At 64.7% G+C, this 26,513-nt stretch carries 23 protein-coding genes and 2 pseudogenes; 15 read left to right on the plus strand and 10 right to left on the minus strand.

The features are described 5' to 3' along the window. The 6 genes and pseudogenes from BN1136_RS11630 to BN1136_RS11655 form a co-directional block, all read right to left on the minus strand. A pseudogene (locus BN1136_RS11630) lies at positions 1-213 on the minus strand (BPSS1780 family membrane protein); the annotation flags it as partial. A gap of 40 nt (positions 214-253) precedes the next feature. Continuing rightward, the gene (locus BN1136_RS11635; protein ID WP_231557869.1) at positions 254-1,282 is read right to left on the minus strand and encodes a fimbrial protein; all 1,029 of its coding nucleotides are present in this window, start codon (positions 1,280-1,282) and stop codon (positions 254-256) included. Then, on the minus strand, positions 1,275-2,000 hold the full coding sequence (locus BN1136_RS11640) for a fimbrial biogenesis chaperone (protein WP_231557870.1): 726 nt from the start codon (positions 1,998-2,000) through the stop codon (positions 1,275-1,277). Before BN1136_RS11640 ends, BN1136_RS11635 begins: the two co-directional genes overlap by 8 nt. After that, positions 1,997-4,543 (minus strand): fimbria/pilus outer membrane usher protein, encoded by a 2,547-nt coding sequence (locus BN1136_RS11645; protein ID WP_081843810.1) that lies wholly within the window; start codon positions 4,541-4,543, stop codon positions 1,997-1,999. Before BN1136_RS11645 ends, BN1136_RS11640 begins: the two co-directional genes overlap by 4 nt. Before the next feature lie 59 nt (positions 4,544-4,602). Further along, on the minus strand, positions 4,603-5,298 hold the full coding sequence (locus BN1136_RS11650) for a fimbria/pilus periplasmic chaperone (RefSeq protein ID WP_043762132.1): 696 nt from the start codon (positions 5,296-5,298) through the stop codon (positions 4,603-4,605). Between the two features lie 63 nt (positions 5,299-5,361). Next, positions 5,362-5,901, minus strand: coding sequence for a fimbrial protein (locus tag BN1136_RS11655; protein ID WP_043762134.1), 540 nt, complete (start codon positions 5,899-5,901; stop codon positions 5,362-5,364). Between the two features lie 248 nt (positions 5,902-6,149). Between BN1136_RS11655 and BN1136_RS11660 the strand changes: the two genes are divergently transcribed. Further along, positions 6,150-6,977 (plus strand): peptidoglycan DD-metalloendopeptidase family protein, encoded by an 828-nt coding sequence (locus BN1136_RS11660; protein WP_043762136.1) that lies wholly within the window; start codon positions 6,150-6,152, stop codon positions 6,975-6,977. 125 nt (positions 6,978-7,102) lie between these two features. On the opposite strand, the gene BN1136_RS11665 is transcribed toward BN1136_RS11660, so the two are convergent. Next, positions 7,103-8,440: an MATE family efflux transporter gene (locus BN1136_RS11665; protein WP_043808524.1), complete on the minus strand. Its 1,338-nt coding sequence runs from the start codon at positions 8,438-8,440 to the stop codon at positions 7,103-7,105. 153 nt (positions 8,441-8,593) lie between these two features. Here BN1136_RS11665 and mscM point away from each other — a divergent pair, with 153 nt between their 5' ends. From mscM to BN1136_RS11680, 3 genes are all read left to right on the plus strand, one after another. Continuing rightward, positions 8,594-11,869: a miniconductance mechanosensitive channel MscM gene (gene mscM, locus BN1136_RS11670; RefSeq protein WP_043808526.1), complete on the plus strand. Its 3,276-nt coding sequence runs from the start codon at positions 8,594-8,596 to the stop codon at positions 11,867-11,869. 59 nt (positions 11,870-11,928) lie between these two features. Beyond that, the gene (locus tag BN1136_RS11675; protein ID WP_043762142.1) at positions 11,929-12,606 is read left to right on the plus strand and encodes a glycerophosphodiester phosphodiesterase; all 678 of its coding nucleotides are present in this window, start codon (positions 11,929-11,931) and stop codon (positions 12,604-12,606) included. Positions 12,607-12,762: 156 nt separating this feature from the next. Next, positions 12,763-14,640: a methyl-accepting chemotaxis protein gene (locus tag BN1136_RS11680; RefSeq protein WP_043762143.1), complete on the plus strand. Its 1,878-nt coding sequence runs from the start codon at positions 12,763-12,765 to the stop codon at positions 14,638-14,640. A gap of 149 nt (positions 14,641-14,789) precedes the next feature. Here BN1136_RS11680 and BN1136_RS20230 read toward each other — a convergent pair whose 3' ends face one another. Then, a complete protein-coding gene (locus BN1136_RS20230) occupies positions 14,790-15,134 on the minus strand; it encodes a hypothetical protein (protein WP_156135305.1) in 345 nt (114 codons plus the stop codon). Positions 15,135-15,156: 22 nt separating this feature from the next. On the opposite strand from BN1136_RS20230, the gene frdA reads away from it, so the two are divergent. From frdA to frdD, 4 genes are read left to right on the plus strand one after another with little or no spacing between them, the layout of a single operon-like run. Continuing rightward, on the plus strand, positions 15,157-16,941 hold the full coding sequence (gene frdA, locus BN1136_RS11685; protein ID WP_043762144.1) for a fumarate reductase (quinol) flavoprotein subunit: 1,785 nt from the start codon (positions 15,157-15,159) through the stop codon (positions 16,939-16,941). Continuing rightward, entirely contained in the window at positions 16,934-17,668 is a 735-nt protein-coding gene (locus tag BN1136_RS11690; protein ID WP_017781598.1) for a succinate dehydrogenase/fumarate reductase iron-sulfur subunit, read from the plus strand. Before frdA ends, BN1136_RS11690 begins: the two co-directional genes overlap by 8 nt. Positions 17,669-17,684: 16 nt before the next feature. Beyond that, positions 17,685-18,083, plus strand: coding sequence for a fumarate reductase subunit C (locus tag BN1136_RS11695; protein ID WP_043762146.1), 399 nt, complete (start codon positions 17,685-17,687; stop codon positions 18,081-18,083). A gap of 10 nt (positions 18,084-18,093) precedes the next feature. After that, positions 18,094-18,450: a fumarate reductase subunit FrdD gene (frdD, locus tag BN1136_RS11700; RefSeq protein WP_043762147.1), complete on the plus strand. Its 357-nt coding sequence runs from the start codon at positions 18,094-18,096 to the stop codon at positions 18,448-18,450. Positions 18,451-18,517: 67 nt separating this feature from the next. Here frdD and BN1136_RS11705 read toward each other — a convergent pair whose 3' ends face one another. Together BN1136_RS11705 and BN1136_RS11710 are read right to left on the minus strand one after the other, a co-directional pair. After that, positions 18,518-19,738 (minus strand): winged helix-turn-helix domain-containing protein, encoded by a 1,221-nt coding sequence (locus tag BN1136_RS11705; RefSeq protein WP_043762149.1) that lies wholly within the window; start codon positions 19,736-19,738, stop codon positions 18,518-18,520. Between the two features lie 74 nt (positions 19,739-19,812). Then, complete coding sequence (locus BN1136_RS11710; protein WP_043762151.1) at positions 19,813-20,454, minus strand: class I SAM-dependent methyltransferase; 642 nt, start codon at positions 20,452-20,454, stop codon at positions 19,813-19,815. 183 nt (positions 20,455-20,637) lie between these two features. On the opposite strand from BN1136_RS11710, the gene BN1136_RS11715 reads away from it, so the two are divergent. The 7 genes and pseudogenes from BN1136_RS11715 to BN1136_RS11745 form a co-directional block, all read left to right on the plus strand. Then, on the plus strand, positions 20,638-21,297 hold the full coding sequence (locus BN1136_RS11715; protein WP_043762152.1) for a thermostable hemolysin: 660 nt from the start codon (positions 20,638-20,640) through the stop codon (positions 21,295-21,297). Beyond that, positions 21,294-22,775 carry an AMP-dependent synthetase/ligase gene (locus BN1136_RS11720; RefSeq protein ID WP_043762154.1) on the plus strand — a complete coding sequence of 494 codons (1,482 nt, stop codon included), beginning with the start codon at positions 21,294-21,296 and terminating at the stop codon, positions 22,773-22,775. The genes BN1136_RS11715 and BN1136_RS11720 overlap by 4 nt, the downstream gene beginning before the upstream one ends. Further along, positions 22,772-23,428 carry an iron-containing redox enzyme family protein gene (locus BN1136_RS11725; protein ID WP_043762155.1) on the plus strand — a complete coding sequence of 219 codons (657 nt, stop codon included), beginning with the start codon at positions 22,772-22,774 and terminating at the stop codon, positions 23,426-23,428. Before BN1136_RS11720 ends, BN1136_RS11725 begins: the two co-directional genes overlap by 4 nt. Beyond that, positions 23,425-24,267, plus strand: a complete 843-nt coding sequence (locus BN1136_RS11730; protein ID WP_043762157.1) for an SDR family oxidoreductase — start codon at positions 23,425-23,427, stop codon at positions 24,265-24,267. Before BN1136_RS11725 ends, BN1136_RS11730 begins: the two co-directional genes overlap by 4 nt. Position 24,268: 1 nt before the next feature. Further along, positions 24,269-24,916 (plus strand): tetratricopeptide repeat protein, encoded by a 648-nt coding sequence (locus BN1136_RS11735; protein WP_043808527.1) that lies wholly within the window; start codon positions 24,269-24,271, stop codon positions 24,914-24,916. Between the two features lie 82 nt (positions 24,917-24,998). Further along, on the plus strand, positions 24,999-25,691 hold the full coding sequence (locus BN1136_RS11740; protein ID WP_043762160.1) for a response regulator: 693 nt from the start codon (positions 24,999-25,001) through the stop codon (positions 25,689-25,691). Beyond that, positions 25,688-26,513 (plus strand): annotated as a pseudogene (locus BN1136_RS11745) (ATP-binding protein); the annotation flags it as partial. The gene BN1136_RS11740 and the pseudogene BN1136_RS11745, both read left to right, overlap by 4 nt.

The raw sequence follows: 26,513 nt of genomic DNA on the forward strand, positions 1-26,513 counted from the left end.
GCCCGCCCCCCACACCATATAGAGCAACTGGGAGATGAAGCCTCCTGCCGGCAGTTGGTCCAGCAGCATGCCCACCAGAAACCAGACCACTATCATGGCCACACTGGCCCCCATCCCCTTGTTGAAGATGTCGAATCCCGTGCGGACCCAGATCCAGCCCTGTCCGATGGAGTGGCGCTTGGGTTCGCGGCGCAGGACGCTGTCACTTTGCATCATTGACCTCGTAGAAAAATAGGAGCGGGGAAACCTCGCATCAGGGCACGCTCACCGTGACCATGATGGTTCCCGTGTAGGCACCGGTACGCACCGCCTGGCCCGGCAACCGGGTCGGATAGAGCCTCACCCTGTAACGGGTGTCATGGGTAGCCGCCGAGTAGGGTACCGCGATGGCGGTATCGAATGGAATAGGGGTCAGGGTATCCTGCGCCACCATGCCCACCCCCACGCCGGCCAGGCTGGTGGTGACGAAACGGTTCTGGCTGCTGAGCGCCCCCCCGAAGCTGTAGCTCAGCGGCACCACGTAGTCGCTCGGGATCTGGCTGCAAGTCACACTCACGTCGACGCTGCGTGGCGCATAGCCCCTGGGAATGTCCCCTTCGACGAAGGCGCTCTGGGCCACGGCGCCGAGATCGATGGGGATGCTGGTCCCGGCGGGAAACTGGCAGGTCGGCGTCGAGGTGACGCTGATGTTCATCGCCAGGGTGCTGAACGCATTGGCCGGGCTGGTATCCGGGGCGCTCGCACGGCGCACGAAGAGATAGGCGACGGTCCCGCTGAAGGTCTGGGTGCCCGTCACCCCCTTGAGCAGCTTCAGGGTGACCCGTCCCCCGTTCACGCTGATCCCACCCAGCAGAGAGACGTTCAGCAGGCCGCCGACACAGGCGCTGAGCAGCCCTGTGGTGGTCGTGCTGAAGGGCACCGTCTGGTATCCCCCTCCCGCGTTGAACTCCACCTTGAGTCCGAAATAGGGGGTGAGCTTGATGAGGGTGCCGATGGGGTCGGTCACGGTCGGCAGGCTGGTGGTGCCCTGATAATAGGCGGTCACCAGCAGGCCGACCGAGATCCCGGTGCAGTCGCAGGCGGCCGTGTCCGTGGTCGAGAAGGTCGCACTGCGGGTGTCGCCGGGCTGGTAGAAACCGCTGTTGACGCTGATGGGCAGAGTCGCCACGAAGGGGCTGGTGCATTGGCCGTTGACGGCCCGCCCCTCCCCGGGCCAGAGCACCAGCAGCAAAAGCCCCACCAGCAGGCACCTGGGGCCACGACGGCCAGTCAGTTCACTCATGTCGCACTCCTTCCCCTTGGCCCGGCACAAAGGCCTGCTCGTGGTAGATGCCGTCGTCGTCTATCCAGCGCAGCCGCCCAGTGGCGCCCGTTGGCACCGTCCCTGCCATGGGCACGGACAGGGCGCCATAGGGTGGCAACACACCGCCCTCCTGCCAGGCGAGCCGCCCTTTGCCCACCGTCAGCAGCACTTCGCTCAGGCTGATGTGGAAGGGGCCAGGGTTCGTCACCCGAAGCCCTCCGGGGCGAACCTGCCAGCCCAGCCTGGAGACGGTCTGGGCCACCGAGCCCGCCAGCCCGGGCGGCCGGTAGAACAGCTTGATGCGGGTGCGGTACGCCAGCTGCACGCTCCCCTTGGAGGCCTGTTGCTGCGGGGGCAGGCCGAGCACGTTGAGCCAGAACAGGGACTCCCTGTCCCGGGGCAACCGGCCCAGATCCGCGCCGAGGATCCGCAGCGTCTGCCCCCGCCCGGGCCCCAGCCGCATCACCGGCGGCACCACCAGGAAAGGGGTCGCGACCTCCGCCGGCCCCTGGTGCTCGTTCCCCGCATCGACCCAGGCCTGCAGCAGGCTGGGTGCGGTGCCGTCGTTGCGTACCAGCAGGCTGGCCTCCCCCCCCTCATGGACGATCCGGGTTCGCATCAGGTTGAGGGCCCCCTCCCCGTCCGTCGCCCACAACAAGGCCGCCAGCACCATCCCGTGGTACCCGAACCGCCTCATGAGCCCCCCTCCACACCGATACAGCGGGCCGCCACCTGTTGATAGGGCAGCTCGGGATCCGGCCGGGGAACTTGGTAATCCAGTCGACACCGCTCGCCTCGCTCCGCCCCCCACTGGACGTAGAGCGTCCCCTGCTCGCCACGCACGAAGATGAGCCCCCCCTGGCCGACCACGGCCACCGAGCCACCGCTGCCGTCGACCACCTCGGCCCCGAACGGAGGCGTGCTGCCATCCTGCCGTTCGGCCTTGATCAGCAGAGGCTGGCCGACGTGAGTCTCGTAGGCCAGCTTGACGATGGCTCCTCGCCGGGGGGCCACAATGCGGGCACTGCCGTCAATCTCCACATCCAGCGGCAAGCCGCTCGGATCCAGCCCGATGATGTTGGTGCGATAAGGGTTGAGCCCGGCCAGCACGGCATACCCATCGCCATCCACCTCGCTGCCGATGCCGTGACTCACCCTGGCCCCCTGGGCTCCCTTTGCCTCCACCAGCGCCATGGTCTCCCCCTGCGTCTGCCCCAGCACCCAGCCCTCACCATGGACCAGCAGGGTGCCCTTGGCCGAGGCCACATACTGGGCGTAGCCCTCCCCCTGGCTGGTGCTGAGCCCCAGCTGGGTGGACGCCGTCTGGTACTGCAGGTTGGCACCATAGCCCCGGGGACTGCCCTCCCTGGTGCCGTGACTGCCATAGAGGCCGTAATAGAAGCGCCCATCCTGGGTTCCGCCGTTGAGATCCAGCCTGGCGCTAGCGCCCTGCCCCTCCTGGTAGGAGAGGGTGCTGCCGAGGCGCGGCGCCCCCAGTTTGTCGCCGATGGGAATGCTGAGGCTCAGCACATATTGATCGCCGACCCCCTCCTCCAGCGAGTGGCTGGCCGACAGGGTCACACTGCCCCAGTCAAATCCCCGGTTGTAGCCGAGCTGGAAGCTGCTGCTCTCCCCCTGGCCACCCCAGTAGTCGCGGCGGATGCCGTTGAAATAGAGATCCCCCCACTCCCCCACCGGCTGGTTGACATTGAGCTGGAAGCGATTGCGCTCACGCTGCAGACGGTCCAGCGCCTGGGCCTGCATCGCCGCCACGTCGTCGAGATCCAAATAGCCTTCGCTGGAGAAGCGATAGGCGGCCAGAGTGAAGTAGGTCCGGGTCATCTCCATCTGCTTGCTGTAGGTGAGGCGGTAGCTCTGGCCGGAAAGGGAGGGCGGCAAGTCGGTGCTGGCCGGCAAGGCCCGCGCCCAGGAGCCGGTGACATCGAGGGCCAGGGCGCCATAATCCGATCCGACGGCGGCGCCCCCCAGTAACGCGGTGTAATCCTCGGCGGCAAGGGCCCCGCCATAGAGGGTCAGGGCATCCGACAGGCCGCGCCTGTAGGTGCCTTGCGCAAAGTCCGGGCCATCGGGACCCACTTCATTGCGATAACGCCCCAGAGTCAGGCTGAAACGGGAAGTGTCGTCGCGCAGCATCTGCACCACGGAGGAGAACGGCAGGGTGAAGCGCTGCTCGCTGCCATCCGCCTCCGTGATGGTCACGTCCAGATCGCCGGCAAAGCTGGTGGCATAGAGATCGTCGATGGCAAAGGCGCCGGGCGCAACCTGGGTCTCGTAGATGAGGGCACTGCCCTGACGAATGGTGACCCTGGCATTGCTCTGGGCCACCCCGCGCACTACGGGGGCAAACCCCCGTTCGAAGTCGGGCAGCATGGCGTCGTCGCTGGCGATCTGCACGCCGGTGAAGGGTACGCTGTCGAAGCTGTCCCCCGGGGTGAAATACTCCCCCAGCGTCAGCTGGGCGGTCTGTGAGGTGATGTCCCGCTGCGCATAACTGTTGAGGGCCTGATAGCCGCTATGGCTGCCTCCCTGATAGGAGCCGTTGTGGCGCAGGCGCCAGGCACCGAGATTGAGGCCGGTGTTGAGGTTGACGCTGCCACTCAGCGGATCGCTGCCCTTATCCTGCTCGCTGTAGTAGAGGTTGGCGTTATAGCTGACGAAGGCGGCATTGATCCCCTGCACCCACTGCTCCGGCCCCACATAGTCGCGCCTGACCTGGCCGAGGTAAGCCTGGGGCAGGCTGAGGGCGCCGCTCAGGCTGGCGAGATCGAACATGAAACTGGCTCCCGGCACCAGTTCTCCCACCTCGATGCAATCGAGGCTCAGCTGCCGCTTCACCTCGGCCTGATCGGGCAGCTTGTCGAGGAGCAGCCCCCACTGTTTCAGCTGGCCCGGCTGGAAGCAGAACCTGGGGGTTCCCGGGTCTTCCCCCGCTCTCACCTCCACCTGCTGGCTCAGTCTCTCTTTGCCATTGATGGTGATATCGAGCTGATAGTGCCCGGGGGGAATGAAATCGGCGCGGGAGAAACGGGCCAGATCGATGTCGACCCCCAGGCTGTCGAGCAGCCGGCTGTCGAACTGTACCTCGGCAGACTCATCGCCAGTCAGCTCCGCATTTTCGGCGATTGCCGGCCCTCCCCAGAGCAGGAGAGCGAGGATCCAGCTACCTTGCCAAACAGCAGGGCCAGGGAAAGGGCAATGGAGGGAGGGGGGGATGGCCATGACCTGACGCCCTTCGGCAATGACGCCAGCACCGGGCGAGCCACCGGCCTGTTCGAGGATCAGCGGAAGACGAATTGCCCCACCTCACGAGCGCCGTAGTCGTTGAGCCAGTAGAAGGTCAGCTCCCTGGCCTGGGCATTTCCCGACAACTGAGCGACGGGAAAATCAAAGAAACCGCCTGGCGCCACCATGCCACCGCTCAGGTTGTGGTAGCGCTTCGACTGGGTCGTCTGCAGATCCAGGTTGCTGATGCTGACATGATAGAGGCTCGGGTTGCTGGCCCGCAGCGCATAACCGGCGCCCTGGCGGATCAGGCGCCAACTGAGCTGGTGAGCGGAGCGTTCGACATTGCCGGGCAATCCGGTCGGCCGATAGAACATCTTGATGCGGGAGCGAAAGGCGAGCTGGACCATGTTCTGCCCCGGCTGGGCAGCTTTGACACTCGGCGGCACCTCCAGCACGTTGAGCCAGAACACGGATTCCCGATCCTGAGGCAGCCCCTGCCCCACATAAGCCAGGCGCAGGGACTGACCGCGCTGGGGTTCGATGCGGGTGATGGGAGGGGTGATCAGGAAAGGAAGGGCCTCCGCACCGGGACGGATACGGCGATCACCGGCATCCAGCCACACCTGCACCAGAGAGGGGGTGTTCCCCTTGTTGGTCAGCTCCAGCGTGACCTCTCGCGCACTGGCAGGGTAGATGACCCGGGTGCCCGAGATCTGGACATGACCCCAGGCCAGCCAGGGCAGGAGCAAGAGCCCACACCAGAGGAGGCCCCCTAAGCGTCGCTGAAGCACCAGAAGGTTCATCAGGCGAACTCAGTGGTAGTCCAGGGAATAGATGAGATCTGCAGAGACCAGGCCGGCTCCCACGGCACCGGTGGCGATGTACTGAGCGCTGTAGTAGAGGGTCGCCCCACCGGTGGCGCTGAAGTCGACCAACACGTCATTGCCGGTGTTGGTGCGCAGATCGATGGGGGTGCTGTTGGCCGAGAGGATCTGCACCTCCACGTTCTGCGCCGGGTTCTTGCCGCCCGAGGCGACGGCCTTGTTGCTGAGGTTGCCCGTGGTCTGCTCCACCCCGATGTTCTCGAAGTAGGCGCGCACCGACCCCGTGGTCGGGCAGCTGGTGAGGGCGAGATTGAAGCCGGTCGCCCCCGCCGTCTGGCCTATGCTGCCCAGGGCATTGGTGCTGACGGTGGGCAGGGTCACGGTGGCCGATGCTGTGCCCCCGTTGACCGCGATGGCACAGGTCCCCGCAGTCACTTCCCCATTGATGGTGATGACCCCGTTGAAAGCGGCAACGGGAGCCGCCATCCCCATGGTGAGTCCGAATAACAAGAGAGCCTTCGTCTTCATCACAACCTCCACTGTCTCTGGATGTCACTGACGACTGCCGCCCCTCCTGCCAGTGTCTATTTGCTTGCCGCTATGGGTGTCATCCAAACACCTCACTAGTGACATATTAGTAAATAGCACAGAGTATTCAATCCTGCTCTGCTCGGGGCAGCCCCTGACGTTGCCAGGCGCCGGGTGACGGACAGCCCCGGCAAAATGTGGCATCATTTTCCCCCTCACATCTCACCGTCCTACTCGATGGAGTTGCCATGCGCCCCCTGCTCTTCCTTCTCCTGCTGCTCGGCAGCAGTGCCCTTCATGCCGAATCGGGCTTTATCAGCCGCCTGCTCAACCACCCGGTGCCGGGGGGCGTGGCCGTGGTGCCGCTCGGAGACGGGCCCAAGGCACCCGCCGCTCGCTACCAGGACAAGCCCGTCCTGGTGGTGCAGGAAGAGGGCAAACACTGGATCGCCATCGTCGGCATTCCCCTGAAGAGCAAGCCGGGCTCCCACCAGCTGACCACGAGCGATGGCCGCACCCTCGCCTTCACGGTCAGCAACAAGCACTACCGGGAGCAGCACATCAAGCTCAAGAACGGTCGCCAGGTCAATCCGCTGGCCGAGGACATGGCCCGCATCAACCGTGAACTGGCGGAGCAGACCCGGGCCTACCAGACCTTCAGCCCGGCCCAGCCCAGCAACCTGCTGTTCGACAAGCCGGTGGAGGGCCCGCTCTCCAGCCCGTTCGGACTGCGCCGCTTCTTCAACGGCGAGGAGCGCAACCCCCACTCCGGCCTCGACTTCGCGGTCGGTGCCGGCACGCCCATCAAGGCTCCGGCGGCGGGCAAGGTGATCCTGATCGGCAACTACTTCTTCAACGGCAATACGGTCTTCGTCGACCACGGCCAGGGGCTCATCAGCATGTTCTGCCACATGTCGAAAGTCGATGTGAAGCTGGGCCAGAGCCTGCCCCGGGGCGGCATCGTCGGCCGGGTCGGCGCCACCGGCCGAGCCACCGGCCCCCATATGCACTGGAACGTGAGCCTCAACGACGCCCGCGTCGATCCCGCCATCTTTATCGGCGCCTTCAAACCCTGAGTCAGTCAAGGGTGGCCCTGAGCCGGGCCAGATGAAATGAAAAAGGCAGCCAAGGCTGCCTTTTTCGTCGAAGGATGGGGCCTGGATAGTGCGGCCGCATCATGACACCGCACTATCCAACTGCACTATCCGACAGCACTATGCAGCCGCGCCTCCCGGCCCATGGCCCGCCACATCACCAGTACCAGCAGGGTGCTGCAGGCGGGCAGCGCCAGCCAGACGCCGGGCACGCCCCACAGGGAGGAGAAGCCCCACAGAAATCCCCCGATCAGCACCAGCTTGCCGCCGGTCAGCAGGGAGGCGATGCGGGCCCGGTTGATGGCCTGGAAGTAGGTGGCCCCCACCAGCAGCAGCCCCTCCATGGGCAGCCCCCAGAAGTAGAGCCAGATGCCCAGGGTCGCCACCGGCAGCAGGGCCGCGTTGTCGCCGGCAAACAGATAGACCACCCCCTCCGGCCAGAGATAGAGCGGCACCATGCCGCACAGCGCCACCGCCAGGGTGACCCCCAGCGCCAGGTTGCGCACACGCAGCACCCGCGCCCAGTTGCCCGCCCCGGCGTTGAAGCTGGCAATGGGCTGGATGCCCATGGCGATCCCCTCGAAGATGAGATAGAAGAAGGCCTCGCTGTAGCTGATGACGCCGTAGGCGGCCACGTGCAACGAAGTGCCGACCGAGAGCAGCGCCTTGTTGTGCAGCGCCAGCACCACCGACAGGTAGAGGTACATCAGGAAGCTCGACACCCCGAGTCGCAGGGTCTCCCCCATCAGGCGCCAGTCCGGCATCAGGGTGTCCAGGCGAATGCGCAGCTGGCTGCGCGGGGTGAAGAAGTGCCACAGGCACAGCCCTCCGGTCACCGCCTGGGAGAGCATGGTGGCGATGGCCGCCCCTGCCAACCCCCAGGGGATCACCGCCATCAGCAGGTAGTCGAGCAGCACGTTGAGCACGCCGCCCCCCACCAGGATCCAGGTGGTGAGGCCGGGTCGCCCGTCGTTGCGCAGCAATGCGGTAAACGCCATGGAGAGCACGGCGAAGACCCCGAGCCAGGCGTACCACTGCAGATAGGCGAGGCCGGCGTCGAAGATAACCCCCTCCGCCCCCATCCAGGCCAGCATCTCGTCGCCATAGCGAATACCGACAAAGGCGAGCAGTGCCGAGGCGATGATCACCATCACCAGGGCATTGCCGACGATGTGGCGCGCCTTTGCCTGCTCCCCCTTGCCGAGATAGAAAGAGGCCAGCGACGAGGAGCCCATGCCGATCAGCGCCCCCACCGCGTAGAGCACGGCGCAGATGGGGTAGGCCAGCATCATGCCGGCCAGGCCGTCCTGACCCAGGATATGACCGACGAAGATGCCGTCTATGGTGACATAGATGCCGGTGACCAGCATGGCGGCCACCGTCGGGGTCACGTAGCGCAAGAAGAGGCGGGAAAGGGGGGCTGTGCCCAGATCGACAGTGGACATAGGGTGCTCAACGAGGGAAAACGGCCAGAATAATAGCCAAACAAACCCCGGATCACCCGTTATTTATGTTGTGAATCATTAGGATGGAAGACTTTACCCGCCCCAGCCCCTGCTTTAGGCTAGGGCGACTTCTCATGAACGGAAACGTGCGCCATGTTGCAACGCCTGCTCTGTCTGATGCTCTGTCTCAGCCTGCTCCCCTTCTCCACCGCCCAGGCCGATGATGCCATCACCCAGGTCGAGGAGCTGCTGCAGAGCGTGCCCAAGACGGAAAGCCCGGAAAACCAGCAACTAAGGGAGAGCTATCAACAGGCGCTGCAATATGCCCGCGACGCCCAGCGCTACCGGGAGCAGGGCAAGGCCTACCAGCAGATCCTCATCGACTACCCCAAGGAGTCCGCCCGCCTCAAGGAGGCGCTGCACAACTACCAGCCCCAGCCCCGTCCGCCCCTCTCCTCCCTCAAGGAGGACGCCCTGCGCCAGGCCATCAGCCTGAGCAGCAACCGCCAGATCAACCTGCGCAAGGAGCGCCAGGCGGTGACCGACAGCCTGAACCAGCTGGAGAGCACGGGGCAGGAGTATCACCAGAGGGTCGACGAGTTGCGCAAGCAGTTGCTGCAGACCCGCTCCCTGCTCGATCGCCTGAGCTTCAGCAACGAGTCGGACAGGCTGCAGGAGGCCCAGCAGCTGGCGACCCGCCTCAAGGAGCAGAGCCTCTCCGACCGGATCCAGATGCTGGAACTCGAACAGCTCTCCGCCCAGCAGCGCAACGATCTCGGCAAGCTGAAACTGCAGGAACTCAACCTCGCCATCACCGACGAGGACGAGTGGCAGGCCAGTTTGCTCGCCCAGCAGAACCAGCTGCGCCGTGACAAGACCGAGCTGGCCCTGGCCGAGAGTGAACGCCTGCGCCGCCAGCTCACCTCGGATCTCCCCCTGCTGCAGGAGCAGCAACAGCAAAACCAGGCGCTCTCCCTGCAGCTCGGCGCCCTGGAAGATCAGATTGAACGGGTGCAAGACGAGCAGCGCACCATAGACAGCGCCCTCTCCGGGCTCAACGACCTGGTCAACTCGGTGCGCGAGCAACTGGAATGGCTGCAGATCAGCAACGCCTACGGCGAGAACCTGCGCAGCAAGCTCGCCGACCTGCCTGCCTACTTCCCGCTGGAGAGACTGGAGTCCGCCATCGTCAAGGCGCGCATGGCGAAGTACCAGTACGAGACCGAGCAGGACGCCTTGAAGGATCCTGAACAGGTCCGCAACCACCTGCTGAGCGGAGATGGCATCACCCTGGACAGGGCACAGCGCGCCGTGCTCGACAACCTGCTCAAGGCGAGACGACAACTGCTGACCCGGCTCAACGATGCCTCCGACACCCTGATCCAGGAACAGACCCGTCTCAAGCTGCTCTACAGCCGCCAGAACAGCAAGATCGACGAGATCCGCGAGCTCAGCGCCAGCCACCTCTTCTGGATGCCGGACGTGCGCCCCCTGAGCCCCGCCGTGCTGCTCGGCGTGCCCGCCGCCCTGGCGTTGGTCTTCAATCCGGTCAACTGGCTGCAGATCCCCAAAGCGATCGCCGAGAACAGCCCCCTGACCCTCACCCTGGCCGGGCTCGCCCTGCTGGGGCTGGCCTGGTGCTGGCTGAAACTGGCTCGCCACCTCGTCCACTACAGCCACTACATAGCTCCCAGCATCGGCAAGGTGACCCAGGACAAGTTCAGCCTCACCAGCCGGTTGCTGCTGCGCTCCGTGCTTGCCGCACTGCCGCTGCCCGCCATGGTGATCATGGTGCATGGCCTGCTCGACGGCGCCTGGCAATATCCCTTCGCGGTGGCGGTGGCCCGGGGACTGGGGGAGATCTGGTTCCTGCTGCTGGCCCTGCTGGTGGCCCGTCACCTCTCTCTGGAGAAGGGGATCCTGATCCTGCATTTCCGCTGGCAGAAGGAGCGGGTCCAGAAGGTATGGGGCCAGTTCCGCACCCTGCTGCTGGTACTGATCCCGAGCTTCTTCGTCCAGGGCATGGCGAGCAGCTACCAGGAGCACGCCTTCTATGACTCCCTCGGCCGCCTCGCCTTCATCGTCGGCGCCCTCTGGCTGCTGCTCTTCTTCGCCCGCCTCAACCGGGAGAAGCTGCCGCTGACCTGGGGCCAGGCCGACATGAGCAAGCCCCACCTGCTGCACCACTTCATCTGGAACAGCCTGATGCTGGCCCCCCTGCTGGCGGTACTGGGCACCCTGTTTGGCTACTTCTATACCTCCCGCATCCTGCTGCGCCAGCTGGAACTGAGCCTGCTGATGGGGCTGGGCTGCCTGCTCGCCTATTACCTGGCCCACCGCTGGATGCTGATCCAGCGCCGTCGCCTCGCCTTCGATCGCGCCAAGCAGAAGCGGGCCGAGATCCTGGCCCAGCGGGAACGGGACGAGGACGATCTCAGCTCCGAGATCCCCGACGTGGTCGAGGAGCCCGAGCTGGATCTGGACACCATCAGCGCCCAGTCCCTCGGCCTGGTGCGCACCCTGCTGATGCTGGGCTTCACCATGCTGGTGGTGGTGCAATGGTCGGATCTCAACTCGGCGTTCAGCTTCCTCAGCAGCATCGAGGTATGGCAGGTGAGCAGCAAGGTGGCGGGGATCGAGCAGCTATCCGCCATCACCCTGCAGGATCTGATGCTGACCGCCTTTGCCTTCATCCTGACCGTGGTCACCGCCCGCAACCTGCCGGGGCTGATGGAGCTCACCCTGCTCCAGCACCTGAGCCTCTCCCCCGGCACCGGCTTCGCCCTGACCACCGTCAGCAAGTACCTGGTGCTGCTCATCGGCGCCCTCACCGGCTTCTCCATGCTCGGCATCGACTGGTCCAAGACCCAGTGGCTGGTGGCGGCACTGTCGGTGGGGCTGGGCTTCGGGTTGCAGGAGATCTTCGCGAACTTCGTCTCCGGCCTCATCATCCTGTTCGAGAAGCCGATCCGGCTCGGTGACACCGTCACCATCCGTGATCTGACCGGCACCGTCACCAAGATCAAGACCCGGGCCACCACCATAGTGGACTGGGACCGAAAGGAGATCATCGTCCCCAACAAGGCCTTCATCACGGAACAGTTCATCAACTGGTCCCTGTCCGACGCCATTACCCGGGTCAAGCTGCGCATCCGCATCGGCCTGACCCAGAATCCCAAGCAGGTGCAGCAGTTGCTGGAACAGTGCGTGCAGGAGTCCACTCTGGTGCTGGATACCCCCACCCCGGAGGTGTTCCTGGTCGAGTTCACCGACTCGGCCCTCATCTACGAGATCCGCCTCTACGTGAACAACATGGATCACCGGATGCCCATCACCCACGAAGTGCACTCACTGATCCTGGAGAAACTCCACCAGATAGGCATGCACCTGCCTCACCAACAGATCGATATCCGGATGAGCCGGGGTTGAGCTAGCCTCGTAGGGTGCAACAAACGCAGCGCCGTGCACCGACAACAACAGGAGCAAGCATGCAGATCATTGCCCATCGCGGCGCCAGCGGCCTGGCACCGGAGAACACCCTGAAGGCGATGGCCGTCGCGCTGGAGCTTGGCGTCGGCGCCATCGAGCTCGACGTACAGTGGGCAGACGGCGAGCTCTGGGTCTTCCACGACCGCCGGCTGGAGCGCTGCACCGACGGGCACGGGGTTCTGACCGGGCAGTCCCGGGACTACCTGGCGAGCCTGGATGCGGGCCAGGGGGAGCGGATCCCGACCCTGTGGCAGGTGATGGCGCTGGTGGCGGGGCGCTGCGAACTGCATATCGAGCTCAAGGGGGCTGGCACCGCCGAGCCGGTGGCCGCCCTGACCCGTCGGGCCGAGGCCGATCTCGGCTTCACCCCGGCGCACTGGGTCATCTCCTCCTTCCACCATCCCGAGCTGGCGCACTTTGCCAGTCTGAGGCCCGATCTGCGCCTCGGCGCCCTGACCGCCAGCCTGCCGCTGCACGGGGCCCGCTTCGCCGAAGAGCTGGGGGCCTGGTCCCTTAACTGCGACGTGGATTTTGTCGACCAGACCCTGGTGGCGGATGCCCATCGCCGGGGGCTCAAGATCCTGGTCTACACGGTCGACGAAGTGAGTGATGAGAGAGCCCTCGCCAGCATGGGTGTCGATGGCATCTTTACCAACCGGCCAGATCGATTCAGCTGAGTATCGGCGCGGCCTGGCGGGCCGTCGGGAGGTGAAAAAAGTCGAAAAATTGCTGTGCACCGGGATACATAAAGTCCACCGCCAGCCGATACAGAGTTGGCTCATAACAATAACAAACACCATGGATCTCAGACTGACGCTCACAAGGATGTAAACATGAACCTATCCATCAAGAACAAGCTGGTCCTCGCCATCGGGGCCATCATTCTGGTCATTACCGGCCTGCAGGTCTGGTACAACACCTCCCAGTTGCGCAGCGAGACACAGCGACTGATCTGGAGCTTCATCGACGACAGCTCGATCGCCAACGTCAAGGGGATCTCCCGCTGGCTCGACGCCCGCATCAATCTCGTCACCGCCACCAAGGAAGCCTTCGCCAAGGAAGACGAGCCCCTCAGCCATCTGGCCCAGTCCATGAATGCGGGCAACTTCGATCTCGTCTACGTGGGCACCAAGGATGGCCGGATGATCCAGAGCAAGCCCACCGATCTGCCGGCCGGCTATGACCCGCGCCAGCGCCCCTGGTACAAGGATGCCATGGCCGCCGGCAAGCTCGCCATCACGGCCCCTTACGCCGACATCACCACGGGCCAGCTCATCATCACCATCGCCGAGCCCTTCAGCCGCGGCAACACCGACGGCGTCATCGCCGGTGACGTCTCCATCGACGGTCTGGTGAAAGACGTGCTCGCCATGAACTCGGAAGGCACCTACGCCATCCTGGTGGACAGCAACGGCACCATCATCGCCCACCCGGACAAGGCGCTGACCCTCAAACCCGCCACCGCCATCTCCCCGGAGCTGACGGCGGCCAAGGTCAACGAACTGGCCCATGACAACACCATCTCCGAGATGGAGATCAGCGGCAAGGCAAGCATCTTCGATCTCACCGAGATCCCCAATACCAACTGGTACTTCGGCATCGTCGTTGACGAGGCGGTCGCCTACCAGTCCGTGTCGCGCATGGTGACCTCCGCCCTGCTGCAGGGGCTGCTGACCATCCTCATCGTCGCGGGCTTCTCCTACGTGGCCATCAACCGCTCCCTTGCTCCGCTCAAGACCCTCGGCGACGCCATCGCGGATCTCTCCCGCGGCAACGGCGACCTGACCCGCCGCATCAAGATCGAGCGGGAAGACGAGGTCGGCGCCGTCGCCAAGCACGTCAACACCTTCATCGAGCGCATCCACGTGATGGTGCAGGACATCTCCAACTCCTCCAGCCAGCTCAATCAGCAGGCCAGGTCCTCCCACGACATGGCGGAGAAATCCAACCAGGGGCTGGCCCGCCAGCAGAACGAGATCTCCCAGATAGCGACCGCGGTGCACGAGATGTCCGCCACTGCCGTCGAGGTCGCCAGCAATGCCGAGCAGACCGCGGAAGCGGCCCGCAGCTCCTCCAGCAGCTGTGAGCACGGCAAGCAGGTGATCGCCCGCAACCAGCGCTCCATCACGGATCTCGCCACCCAGGTCAAGCAGGCCTCCGGCATCATCCAGGAGCTGGAGAAGAACGCCCAGGAGATCAACACCATCCTCTCCACCATCCAGGGCATCGCCGAGCAGACCAACCTGCTGGCGCTCAACGCCGCCATCGAGGCGGCCCGGGCTGGCGAGCAGGGTCGCGGCTTTGCGGTGGTGGCCGACGAGGTACGGGTGCTGTCCCAGCGCACCCACAGCTCCACCGTCGAGATCCGCAGCATGATCGAGACCCTGCAGCGCAATACCCAGGGGGCCGTCAGCACCATGCACGAGGGCCAGCTGCTGGCCCAGAACAGCGTGGAAGATGCAAACGACGCCACCCAGGCCCTCGAGCAGATCACCACCTCCATCAACCAGATCTCCGACATGGCGACCCAGATCTCCAGCGCCGCCGAGGAGCAGCGTGCAGTCACCGACGAGGTCAGCCGCAACATCCAGGCGGTCAAGGACGTCTCCGACGAGCTGGCGGTCGATGCGGACAGCTCTCGCAATCTGTCGGCCCAGCTTAAAAATATCTCAGGCGAACTGAACAATCAGGTGGGCATGTTCCGCATCTGAGACCACCCTATTCAGGGGGCCGTACAGGCCCCTTTTTTTTCGTAAAATCCCTTTTGTTTCAGCAGTTATTACCCGGGAGCCTCGCCGACCCTTTTTGTGACGCGCCTCCCCATTCAGCTCGCATCCAGTCTGCCATTGGCGCATGCAGTCTATATTCGCATTACTTTTTTGAAGTCTATTTTCGGTGGGAAACGCTGAGAATAATTCTTACTAAATAATTTTGATAAAAAACTTAAAAACTTTAAGGGTAATACCCAAAAAGAGAGGCATTTCTCATTTTCCTGAAAGAAAACTACATATAATCTGGGGGTTAAAACAACCAGACTCATGGTTGCGGCTGATCCTGATGACTGACGGATGGCGATAAATACGGCGTTTTCATCCATGGAATGGGGTGGTTGTACTAAAAACCACCATTGCCACGCACTAAAACAGAGCAGTTTGACTTGCATCAAGCCTGAATTTTTTTCATAGAGCAAAATCGTGCCCAGCAAATCTATCCCTAAGGAGGCAGATGTGGATATTATCAAGACCGATGTCGCCATCATCGGTGCCGGTGGCGGTGGCCTGCGTGCCGCAATCGCCATTGCAGAAGCCCACCCCGACCTGGACATCGCCCTGATTTCCAAGGTTTACCCCATGCGCAGCCACACCGTCGCTGCCGAAGGTGGTGCCGCCGGCGTCGTCCGCGATGACGACTCCCTCGAAAACCACTTCAACGACACCGTCTCCGGCGGCGACTGGTTGTGCGAGCAGGACGTGGTCGAGTACTTCGTCGAGAACGCCACCAACGAGATGATCCAGCTGGAGCACTGGGGCTGCCCCTGGAGCCGCAAGCCCGATGGCAAGGCCAACGTGCGCCGTTTCGGCGGGATGAAGATCCCCCGTACCTGGTTCGCCGCCGACAAGTCCGGCTTCCACATCCTGCACACCCTGTTCCAGACCTCCATCAAGTACCCGAGCATCAAGCGCTTCGACGAGCACTTCTGCCTGGATCTCATCGTGGAAGACGGTCGCGTCCAGGGTGTCGTCACCTTTGACATCCAGAACGGCATCACCCGCTTCATCCAGGCCAAGTCCGTGGTGCTGGCCACCGGCGGTGCCGGCCGCGTCTATCGCTACAACACCAACGGCGGCATCGTCACCGGTGACGGCATGGCCCTGGCCTACCGCCACGGCGTGCCCCTGCGGGACATGGAGTTCGTCCAGTACCACCCGACCGGTCTGCCGGGCACCGGCATCCTGATGACCGAGGGTTGTCGTGGTGAGGGCGGCATCCTGCTGAACAAGGATGGCTACCGCTACCTGCAAGACTACGGTCTGGGCCCGGAAACCCCGGTCGGCCAGCCGAAGAACAAGCACATGGAGCTGGGTCCGCGCGATCGCCTCTCCCAGGCCTTCTGGCAGGAGCAGCAGAAAGGCCGCGTGATCCAGGGCCCCATGGGTGACGTGGTTCACCTCGACCTGCGCCACCTCGGCGAGAAATACCTGAAGGAGCGTCTGCCCTTCATCTGCGAACTGGCCAAGGCCTACGTGGGTGTGGATCCGGTGAAAGAGCCGATCCCGGTGCGTCCGACTGCCCACTACACCATGGGCGGCATCGAGACCAACGGCCAGTGCGCCACCCGTCTGCCGGGCCTCTATGCCCTCGGCGAGTGTGCCTCCGTCGGCCTGCACGGCGCGAACCGTCTGGGTTCCAACTCCCTGTCCGAGATCGTGGTATTCGGCAAGGTGGCCGGTGAGCACGCCGGTGAATTCGCCAAGACCCAGGCTCACGGCGACACCCAGGCGCTGGTCGCCAAGGCCGAGGCGCTCATCAAGCAGCACCTCTCCCTGCTCGACATCGACGGCACCGAAAACCCGGCGGATATCCGCAACGAGCTGGGCATGTCCATGGAAGCCGGCGTTGGTATCTACCGTACCGAAGAGCTGATGCAGGGCACCATCGACAAGATCAACGAGCTGAAAGCCCGTTACAAGAAGATCAAGATCAACGACAAGTCCTCCGTCTTCAACACCGACCTGCTGTACGCCATCGAGCTGGGCTACATGCTGGACGTGGCCGAAGCCATGGCGCACTCCGCCATCAACCGGAAAGAGTCCCGCGGTTCCCACCAGCGTCTGGACGGTTACGAGGAGCGTGATGACGTCAACTTCCTCAAGCACACTCTCTCCTTCTACAACGGCGAAGGGGCCCCGACCATCGACTATTCCGATGTGAAGATCACTAAATCCCAACCGGCCAAGCGCGTGTACGGTTCCGAGGGTGAGAAACAAGACGAGGCTAAGAAGAATGGCTGAGATGATCGAAATTGAAATCCTGCGCTACCGTCCGGAGCAGGATAACGAGCCCTGGATGCAGACCTTCCAGGTGCCCTACCTCAAAGAGATGTCCCTGCTGGATGCCCTGCAGTACATCAAGGATCAACTGGACTCCACCCTGAGCTTCCGCTGGTCCTGCCGGATGGCGATCTGCGGCTCCTGCGGCATGATGGTCAACGGCATTCCGAAACTCGGCTGCAAGACCTTCCTGCGGGACTACCTGCCGGGCAAGATGACCATAGAGCCGCTCAACAACTTCCCCATCGAGCGCGATCTGGTGGTCGACATGTCCGACTTCATCGAGAAGCTGGAGAGCATCAAGCCCTACATCATCCCGTCTGAGCCGCGCAACCTGTGCGATGGCGAGTACACCCAGACCCCGGCCGACATGGCGAAGTATCACCAGTTCTCCATGTGCATCAACTGCGGTCTGTGCTACGCCGCCTGCCCGCAGTACGGCATCAACAAGAAGTTCACCGGTCCTGCGGCCCTGGCACTGGCCTACCGCTACAACGCCGACAACCGCGACAGCGCGTCCAAAGAGCGGATGAAGATCATCAGCCAGGACGAAGGCGTCTGGGGTTGCACCTTCGTGGGCTACTGCTCCGAAGTGTGCCCGAAGGGCGTGGATCCGGCCGCCGCCATCCAGCTTGGCAAGGTCGAGAGCGCCAAGGACTACATGATCGCCATGTTCAAGCCGGATTGAGACCAGGAGTGAGACCATGAACAACACTGAGAGCAAACGTAAGCCCTACGTGCGCGAGATGAAGAAAGACTGGTGGCTGAAGAATGCCTTCTACACCGGCTACATGATCCGCGAAGGCACCAGCATCTTCGTCTCCATCTATGCCGTGGTGCTGATGTGGGGTCTGATGCGCCTGGTCCAGGGTCAGGAGGCGTTCAACGGCTGGCTGGAATCCCTGCAGAGCCCGATCGCCATCCTGTTCCACGTCGTCGCCCTGGCAGCCTGCCTGTTCCACGCCAAGACCTGGTTCGCCCTGGCCCCGAAAGCCATGCGCATCTTCCGTGGTGAAGACCTGGTGCCGGAGAAGCCGATCGTCATCGCCCAGTATGTGGCGCTGGCGGTGGTATCCCTGCTTGTCCTGATCATCGTGGCCTGAGGAGAAAACAATGAGACGTTCTGACGAGCCAATTTACTGGGGTCTGTTTGGTGCGGGTGGCATGGTCGTTGCTATGCTGCTGCCGGTCATTGTCCTCATCACAGGTCTGCTGGTGCCCATGGGCATCATGGACGTGGAGACCATGAGCTACGAGCGCGTGCTCGAATTCGCCAGCTCCTGGTGGGGTGCCTGCATCCTGCTGGTGATCATCGCCCTGCCCGTCTGGCACGGCATGCACCGCATCTACCACGGCCTGCACGACCTCGGGATCCACACCACCAAGCTGCACCACTACGTGTTCTATGGCTTCGCCTTCCTGGTGTCCGCCATCACCGTCGGCCTGCTGATGGTGCTGGTGTTCCAGTAAGCGGTTCCGATCGCCATCAAAAAACCGGGCCTGGTGCCCGGTTTTTCTTTGTCTGGGAGTCGGCGAATCACGCCACCTCGTTTTGCCACAGTCCCAGCAAGGGGGCGGGCACGGCGCCGTATCTCAGTTGCGGGGTCTGGTGCCAGTCGGCCAGCCTTTGCAGCGCCTTGAGCAAGTCCTGCGCCAGGGTGCGCGTCACTCTGACCCCCGCCTCCAGATAGAGGCTCTTCACCTCGAACACCCCCTCCTTGCGGTGGGCCTTGGCGTCCATCCTGCCCACCAGCTTGCCGCGATGCAGCAGGGGCAGCACGAAGTAGCCGTACTGGCGCTTGGAGGCCGGGGTATAGCACTCGATGCGGTAGTCAAAGCCAAACAACTCGCTGGCCCGCTTGCGATCCCACACCAGAGGATCAAACGGTGACAGGGCCGTGGTATGGGTCGCCCTGAGGGTGCCGGCCTGCGCCTGGGCCAGCTCCCCGGCTAGGGAGGCGTGCACGAAGGCGCCGTGCTGCCACCCCTCCACCCGCGCCGGCAACAGCTCCCCCTCGTCCGCCAGCTGGTGGAGCAGGGCGTCGTACTTACCGCGCCGCAGCCGGTAGTAATCCGACACCCAGCCGGTCTTGACCAGCCCCAGCGCACGGCAGCTGGCCCGCACCATGTCCCGCTGTGCCAGCTCCCGGCTCGGCAGATCCCGCTCGTCGTTCCACTCGGGGAGGATCCGCTCGGCGAGATCGTAGACCCGCTGGAAGTTGCGCCGCTCGCGCACCATCAGGCGCCCCGCAGTGAACAGCACCTCAAGGTGGCGCTTCTCGGGCTTCCAGTCCCACCAGCCGTTGCCCTTGCCCCCCTTGCGCTCGAAGTCCGCCGCCCGCACCGGTCCCTCCTCGCGGATGCGCGCCACGATCTGCTCTATCTCGCCGCCGTGGGTCTTGAGCCACTGGGCCGAGAATTTCCACCCCATGGCGGCGGGATCCAGCATGCGGTGGCGCAGCAGCCGGTAATCCTCCCGGGGGACGAAGCAGGCCTCGTGGGCCCAGTACTCGAAGATGTCGCCCCCGGCCAGCAGTTGCTCCAGCCAGCGGGGGTCATACTGGCCGAGGCGGCTGAACAGCACCAGATAGGGACTGCGGGCCACCACGGAGATGGTGTCTATCTGTAGCAGTGCCATGCGGCGGATGCAGGCCAGCACGTCGGCCTGGCTCGCCTTGCGCCTGGGGGGCGTCAGCAGCCCCTGGGCCGCGAGCTGCAGGTGGCGGGCGTCTTGCAATGAGAGGTGGGGAGTCGACATGACAATAGGGGAATCCGTTCCTGGGGTTCAAACCACCAGCATGCCCAACTCATGGCCAAATGAAAACGCCCCGCTCAGGGTTTGGTGAAGACCGCCACATCGGCATGGGGAAACGCGACTTCTGCTTGCCAGCACGCGGCCAGGGCGCGAAACGACGCCTCGGCAAAGAAGACGATGTGGGTCGGGTCGTGGCGGTAGCGCCAGGTCTTGAAGCGCTCGTCCCCGAGCACCCGCTGGGTCTGCAAGACCAGCACGCCGCCGGGGTGGAGGCGGGCCCAGAGCCCGTCCAGTACGGTGCGTGGCTCGGCCAGGTGCTCCACCACCTCGGTGCTGGTGATAAAGTCATACTGTCTCGTCAGCAGCTCGGGCTCATCGGCATAGAACTTGTCGTAGCCCGCCATCTCATAGCCCGCCTCCCGCCCCATGGCGACCAGCGCCGGGCCCGGGCCGCAGCCAAAGTCGAGGCCGCTGGCCGGGGGCGATACCCGCGCCAGCACCTCCCCGAACGCGCGCATCAGAAAGCGCCGATAACCGGGATCGTCCACCCGGTTGTCGTGCCCGTCATAGACCGCCTTTTCGGCCACCTCGCCCAGGTGGTCCGCCTCGTCCAGCCAGACCAGCTCGCACGCCAGACAGCGGTGATAGCCCTTGCCTGCCACCGGCAGGGGGTAATGTTGGCTGGATGAGCAGAGGGGACAGCGAACTGGGGATGACATGGGGACTCCTCGGGTGGCGACAGCGGGGCAGAGTGCCTGCCACGCCCGCCGCTGGCAACTGTTTTGTCTGTCTGCCCATGGTCGGCGCGGCCCCCCTCTCCCGTTCGCCTCTTTTTTCATGCCTTAAGGGTTTCTTAAGTTTGCCCTTTTACTCTCAACCCATCGCAAAAGAAGGAGCCAACCATGACCACAGAGATCCAAGCCCCCTACAGGTTGATCCTGGCCGAGTCCCCGCAGCAGGTCATGGCGTTGCAGACCTATATCCAGTCGGCCTACACCCTGGAGTTCAACGCCCGCATTCCCCACTTTCTCCCCTGCCTGCTCGGGCTCTACCGGGCCGACGGCGTGCTGGTCGGGGCCTGTGGGCTCAAGCTGGCCAGCGGTGAGCGCCTCTATCTGGAACAGTATCTGGATCAACCCGTGGAGGCCGCCATCGAGACCTGCCTCGGGGTGCGCCCGGCCCGCAACCGCATCATAGAGGTGGGCAACTTTGCCTGCAGCCAGCCGGGCAATGCCCGCCTGATGTTTGCCGCCCTCTGCCGGCTGCTGTGCGATAACGCCCTCGACTACGTGGTCTTCACCGGCACCGCCAAACTGCGCAACAGCTTTGCCCGCCTGCGCCTCAACCCGGTGGAGCTGGCCCCCGCCCAGGCCCACCAGGTGGGGGACGACGCCAGCGCCTGGGGGGAATACTACCGCTGCCAACCCAGGGTGATGGTGGGCGACATCAATCAGGGGCGCGAGGTGCTGGCCCAGAACAGCCTGCTGCTCAACCTGCTGGAAACCATGCCCACCCTGTTCAGCCAGCACTGTCTCGACCATCACATGAGGTGCGCTCAATGAGCCTGTTCGATGCCATCGCCCGCCACGCGAGCCAGACGCCGCACCAGCCGGCGCTGCAAGGCAGCCAGGGGGCGCTGGATTACCAGACCCTGTGGCAGCAGATCCAGCAGCTGGCCGACCGCCTGCAACAGGCCGGCATCCAACGCCTGGCCCTGCAGCTCGACAACGGCCTGCCCTGGGCGCTGCTCGATCTGGCCTGCACCCGGGCGGGCATCGTCGTCATCCCGGTGCCCCACTTCTTCAGCCCGGCCCAGCAGTCCTGGCTGCTGGAGAGCAGCGGCGCCGATGCCCTGGTGGGCCCCAGGCACGAGGGCTGGCAGGCCGCCGCCCCCCTGCAACTGTTGACGGGCACTCCGACTGCACAGGCGCTCCCCCTGTGGCGGCGCACCCCTACCAGACGCCCGGCTCTGCCCGACGGCACCGCCAAGATCACCTATACCTCAGGCACCACGGGCCAGCCCAAGGGGGTCTGCCTCTCCCTGGCACAGATGACCGCCGTCTGCACCTCCCTGGCAGAGCGGGTCGCCCCGGCCCGGGTTGAGCAGCACCTGACCCTGCTGCCGCTGGCCACCCTGCTGGAGAATCTGACCGGCCTCTATGTGCCGCTGCTGACCGGCGCCTGCAGCCGCATTCCTTCGCTGGCGGAGCTCGGCTTCTCCGGCTCCAGCGCCCTGGACCCGGCCACCCTGGCCCAGGCCCTGCTGCGCTGGCCCAGCCACAGCCTGGTGCTGGTGCCCGAGCTGCTGCGCCTGCTGCTGGCACTGTGCCGCACCACCCCGGTCCTGGCCGAACAGCTCAAAGGGCTGCGCTTCGTCGCCGTCGGCGGGGGCAAGGTCGCCCCCGAGCTCATCGCCCACGCCCGCTCGCTGGGGCTGCCGGTCTACGAGGGCTATGGCCTGTCGGAGTGCGGCTCCGTCGTGGCCCTCAACGGCCCGCAGGGGGATAGCCCCGGCAGCGTCGGCCTGCCCCTGCCCCACTGTCAGGTATCGATCGCCGCCGACGGCGAGGTCATGGTGAGCGGCAGTGCCATGCTGGGCTACCTGGGGGAAGAGGAACCCCTCGCCGGGACCATCGCCACCGGGGATCTGGGCCATCTGGATGCCGATGGCTTCCTGCACATCATCGGGCGCAAGAAGAACGTGCAGATCACCGCCTTCGGCCGCAACTTCTCGCCGGAGTGGGTGGAGGCCCAGGCCCAGCTCTGCCCGGCCATCGCCCGCATCGTGGTCTTCGGCGACGGCCAGCCCGCCAACGTGGCCCTGATCCAGCCGCTGCCGGGCACCCAGTCCCAGTTGCCGGAGCAGATAGCCAGGATCAACCAGCAGCTGCCCGACTACGCCCGCATCCATCACTGGTTGCCGGTGGCCCTGGATCAGCATCCCGGCCTGCTGACCGCCAACGGGCGCCCCCGTCGCAACGAGATTTATCAGCACTTTTCCCGGCAGATACGCCAATGCCTCACAGGAGAAACCTCATGAGCTTCTACCAGACCCTGCAACAGGCCACCGCCACCGAGCGCGAGCGCCTGTTCAACGCCCCCATCATCGAGGCCTGTCGCCGTGGCGACATTCATCGCGACACCTACCTTGCCTTCCTCGCGCAGGCCTATTATCACGTGCGCCACACGGTGCCGCTCCTGATGGCGACCGGCGGCAAGCTGGGCCAGGAGTACGAGTGGGTGCGCGGCGCCATCCGGGAGTACATCGACGAGGAGTACGGCCATCAGGAGTGGATCCTCAATGACATCCGCGCCTGTGGCGGCGATGCCGAGGCGGTGCGCCACGGCCAGCCCGACCTGCCCATCGAGCTGATGGTGGCCTTCCTCTACGACCAGATCCAGCGCGGCAATCCCATGGGCTTCTTCGGCATGGTCCAGGTGCTGGAAGGCACCAGCGTCGCCATCGCCCTGACCGTCGCAGACCAGCTCAAGAGCGGCCTCGGCCTGCCCCCCCAGGCCATGAGCTACCTGAGCTCCCACGGTGCCCTGGATCAGGAGCACCTCCAGTTCTTCGAGTCCCTGATGGACCGGGTGGAGAACCCCGCCGATCAGGCCGCCATCATTCACGCCGCCAAGGTGGTCTACCGCCTCTACGGCGACATGCTCTATCAGCTCACGGGATCCGCTCAATGAAGTTAGAAGGGAAACGCATACTGCTCACCGGTGCCAGCGGCGGCATCGGTGAAGCCCTGGCCATGGAGCTGGCAACCCAGGGCGCTCACCTGCTGCTGCACGGGCGCCGGGCGGGCGCACTGGAGCGCCTGCGCAAGGAGCTGCCCCACCCGGAGCGCCACCAGACGGTGAGCGCCGATCTCGGCTCGCCCCAGGAGCGTGCCCGGTTGCTGCAACACCCGGCCCTGGACGAGGGGCTGGACGTGCTGATCAACAGCGCGGGCTGCAACCAGTTCGCCTGGCTGGAAGATCAGAGCGGCGAGCAGGTGACGCGCCAGGTGCTGCTCAACATAGAAGCGCCCATCCAGCTCACCCGCGCCCTGCTGCCAAGGCTGCGCAAGCCCGCCATCATCATGAACGTGGGTTCCAGCCTCGGGGCCATCGGCTTTGCCGGCTACAGCGTCTATTGCGCCAGCAAGTTCGCCCTGCGCGGCTTCAGCGAGGCGCTGGGACGGGAGCTGGAAGGGAGCGGCATCAAGGTGATCCACTTCGCCCCCCGTGCCACCCGCACCCTGCTCAACTCCGAGGCGGCCTACGCCATGAATGCCGAGCTCGGCACCCACACCGACAGCCCCCAGGACGTGGCCGAGGAGGCCGTCATCGCCCTGTGCAACGAGACGCGACGCTACTGGCTCGGCTGGCCGGAGAAGCTGTTCGTGCGCCTCAACGCCCTGCTGCCCGCCGTGGTGGATCTGGCGCTGGCCAGGCAGCTCCCCATCATAGAACGCCATGCCCGCCGCTCCCACGCCCTGGGTCACCCTCCCCACGGCTCCTCCGCTACGAACGAGAAGGAACATTGAGATGAAACACGCCACATTCCGTCCCCGCGTCTCCCACGGCCTCCTGCTGCTCACTCTGGGAGGTACGCTGGTCAGCCCCCTGGCCCGGGCCGCCGATGCCCTGCCCGCCATCCAGCAGCAATGGGCCCACTGCCAGTACCAGCAGACTGGCAAGGCCAAGGAGAGCTGCCTGGAGACCCTGAGTACAAAGGCCGATGAGGCGAGTGCCAAGGAGGCGTTTCGTACCGATCTGCTGATCTGGTCCGCCATCGTCAAGAGCACCTGGGCTGGCGCCAAGGGCGGGCTGGGGGCACTGAGTCTGGTGAAGGAGGCCAAGGCCAGGCTGGAGATCGCCATCAAGCAGGATCCCAAGGCGCTCGACGGCTCGGCCTACACCAGCCTGGGTTCGCTCTATTACCAGGTGCCGGGCTGGCCGGTGGGCTTTGGCGATGACGAGAAGGCGGAGCAACTGCTCAAGCAGGCGCTCGCCATCAACCCCACCGGCATCGACCCCAACTTCTTCTACGGCGACTTCCTGCTGGATCAGGGGGACAAGGCCCAGGCGAAGGTCTACCTGGACAAGGCCCTGGCCGCCCCTGCCCGCCCGGGGCGCGAGCTGGCGGACGAGGGCCGCAGACAGGAGATCCGCGAGCGTCTCGCCAAGCTGTAAACACAGGCAGCACAGTGCGCTATTTAAACTCTGCCCACCAGCTTGCATACTGGTGGGCAGTGCCGTTTGAGGGGAGAAGAGAATGCGGATCCTGTTGGTGGAAGATGATGTGATGCTGGGGGACGGCATGGTGGATGCCCTGCGCAGCAGCGGCTACACGGTGGACTGGCTGCAGCAGGGACTGCCCGCCCTGTCGGCGCTCAAGAGCGAGGAGTTCGCCGCCCTCATTCTGGACCTCAACCTGCCCGACATCGACGGCATCAGCCTGCTGCGCAAGCTGCGCCGGGAAGGGCAGAGCCTGCCGGTGCTCATCCTCACCGCCCGGGATGCCCTGGACGACCGGGTATTGGGGCTGGATGCGGGCTCCGACGACTACATGGTCAAACCCTTCGCCCTGCAGGAGCTCAACGCCCGCCTGCGCGCCCTGGTACGCCGCAGCAAGGGGCAGGCCCAGGCGGTGCTGGAGTACGGGGAGCTGCAGCTCTACCCGGCCTCCCAGCAGGTTACCTACCGGGGGGAGCCGGTCAGGCTCACGCCCCACGAGTACAAGCTGCTGCAGGAGCTCATCACCCAGAGCGGCCGGGTGCTCAGCCGCGACCAGCTGCAGCAGAGCCTCTACGGCTGGGACGAGGGGGCCGAGAGCAATGCGGTGGAGGTGCACATCCACCACCTGCGCAAGAAGTTTTTCCCCGAGCTCATCCGCAACATCCGCGGGGTCGGCTACATAGTGCCCCAGCTCGACAGCCAGGCTGGCAAGGGAGCCCTGGCACCATGAGTCGCGTCCGCTCCATCCGCCGCTTCCTGCTCTCCGGCATCCTGGCCCTGGTCAGCGTCAGCCTCGCCGTCAGCGGCCTCATCGGCTATCTGGAGGCCAACCACGAGATGGAAGAGCTGTTCGATGCCCGCCTGGCCCAGTCCGCCCGCATCACCAACCAGCTGCTCAACCGCTATCTGCAGCAGAGCGGCGATCTGCCGAGCAACGGCGCCATCTACCAGGAGTGGGAGCAGGCCGAGCCGAACGCCCCCCACCGGGAGCCGAGCGGCTTCGGCCAGATCGGGGAGGACAACGAGTTCACCCCCTATGGCCACGAGTTCGAGCGCAACCTCACCTTCCAGATGACGGATGAGGAGGGCAATATACTGCTGCGCTCCCCCAGCGCCCCGCGCCAGCTGTTCAGCAAACCGGAGCTGGGCTTTGGCGCCGTGCACCGCGACGGCCACGACTGGCGCACCTTCACCCTCTACAACGAGGACGAGCAGACCTGGCTCATCGTGGCGGAGCGGGACGACGAGCGGGGGGAGTTGGCCAGCAAGATGGCCACCCTCACCATGCTGCCGCTCTTCATCACCCTGCCCTTCCTGCTCGGCCTGCTGTGGTGGCTGATCACCCGTGGCCTGGCCCCGCTGCACCAGCTGGCCCAGGCCATCGGCGAGCGCCACCCCGCCAACCTGAGTCCCCTCAACCTGGCCATCAAGGCCGAGGAGCTGACGCCCCTGGTGGGGGAGATCAACCGGCTGATGCACGCCCTGGCAGACACCCTGGAGCGGGAGAAACAGTTCACCAACGAGGCGGCCCACGAGCTGCGCACCCCGCTGG

It is taken from the genome of Aeromonas taiwanensis (assembly GCF_000820165.1).
Classification (GTDB): Bacteria; Pseudomonadota; Gammaproteobacteria; order Enterobacterales; family Aeromonadaceae; genus Aeromonas; species Aeromonas taiwanensis.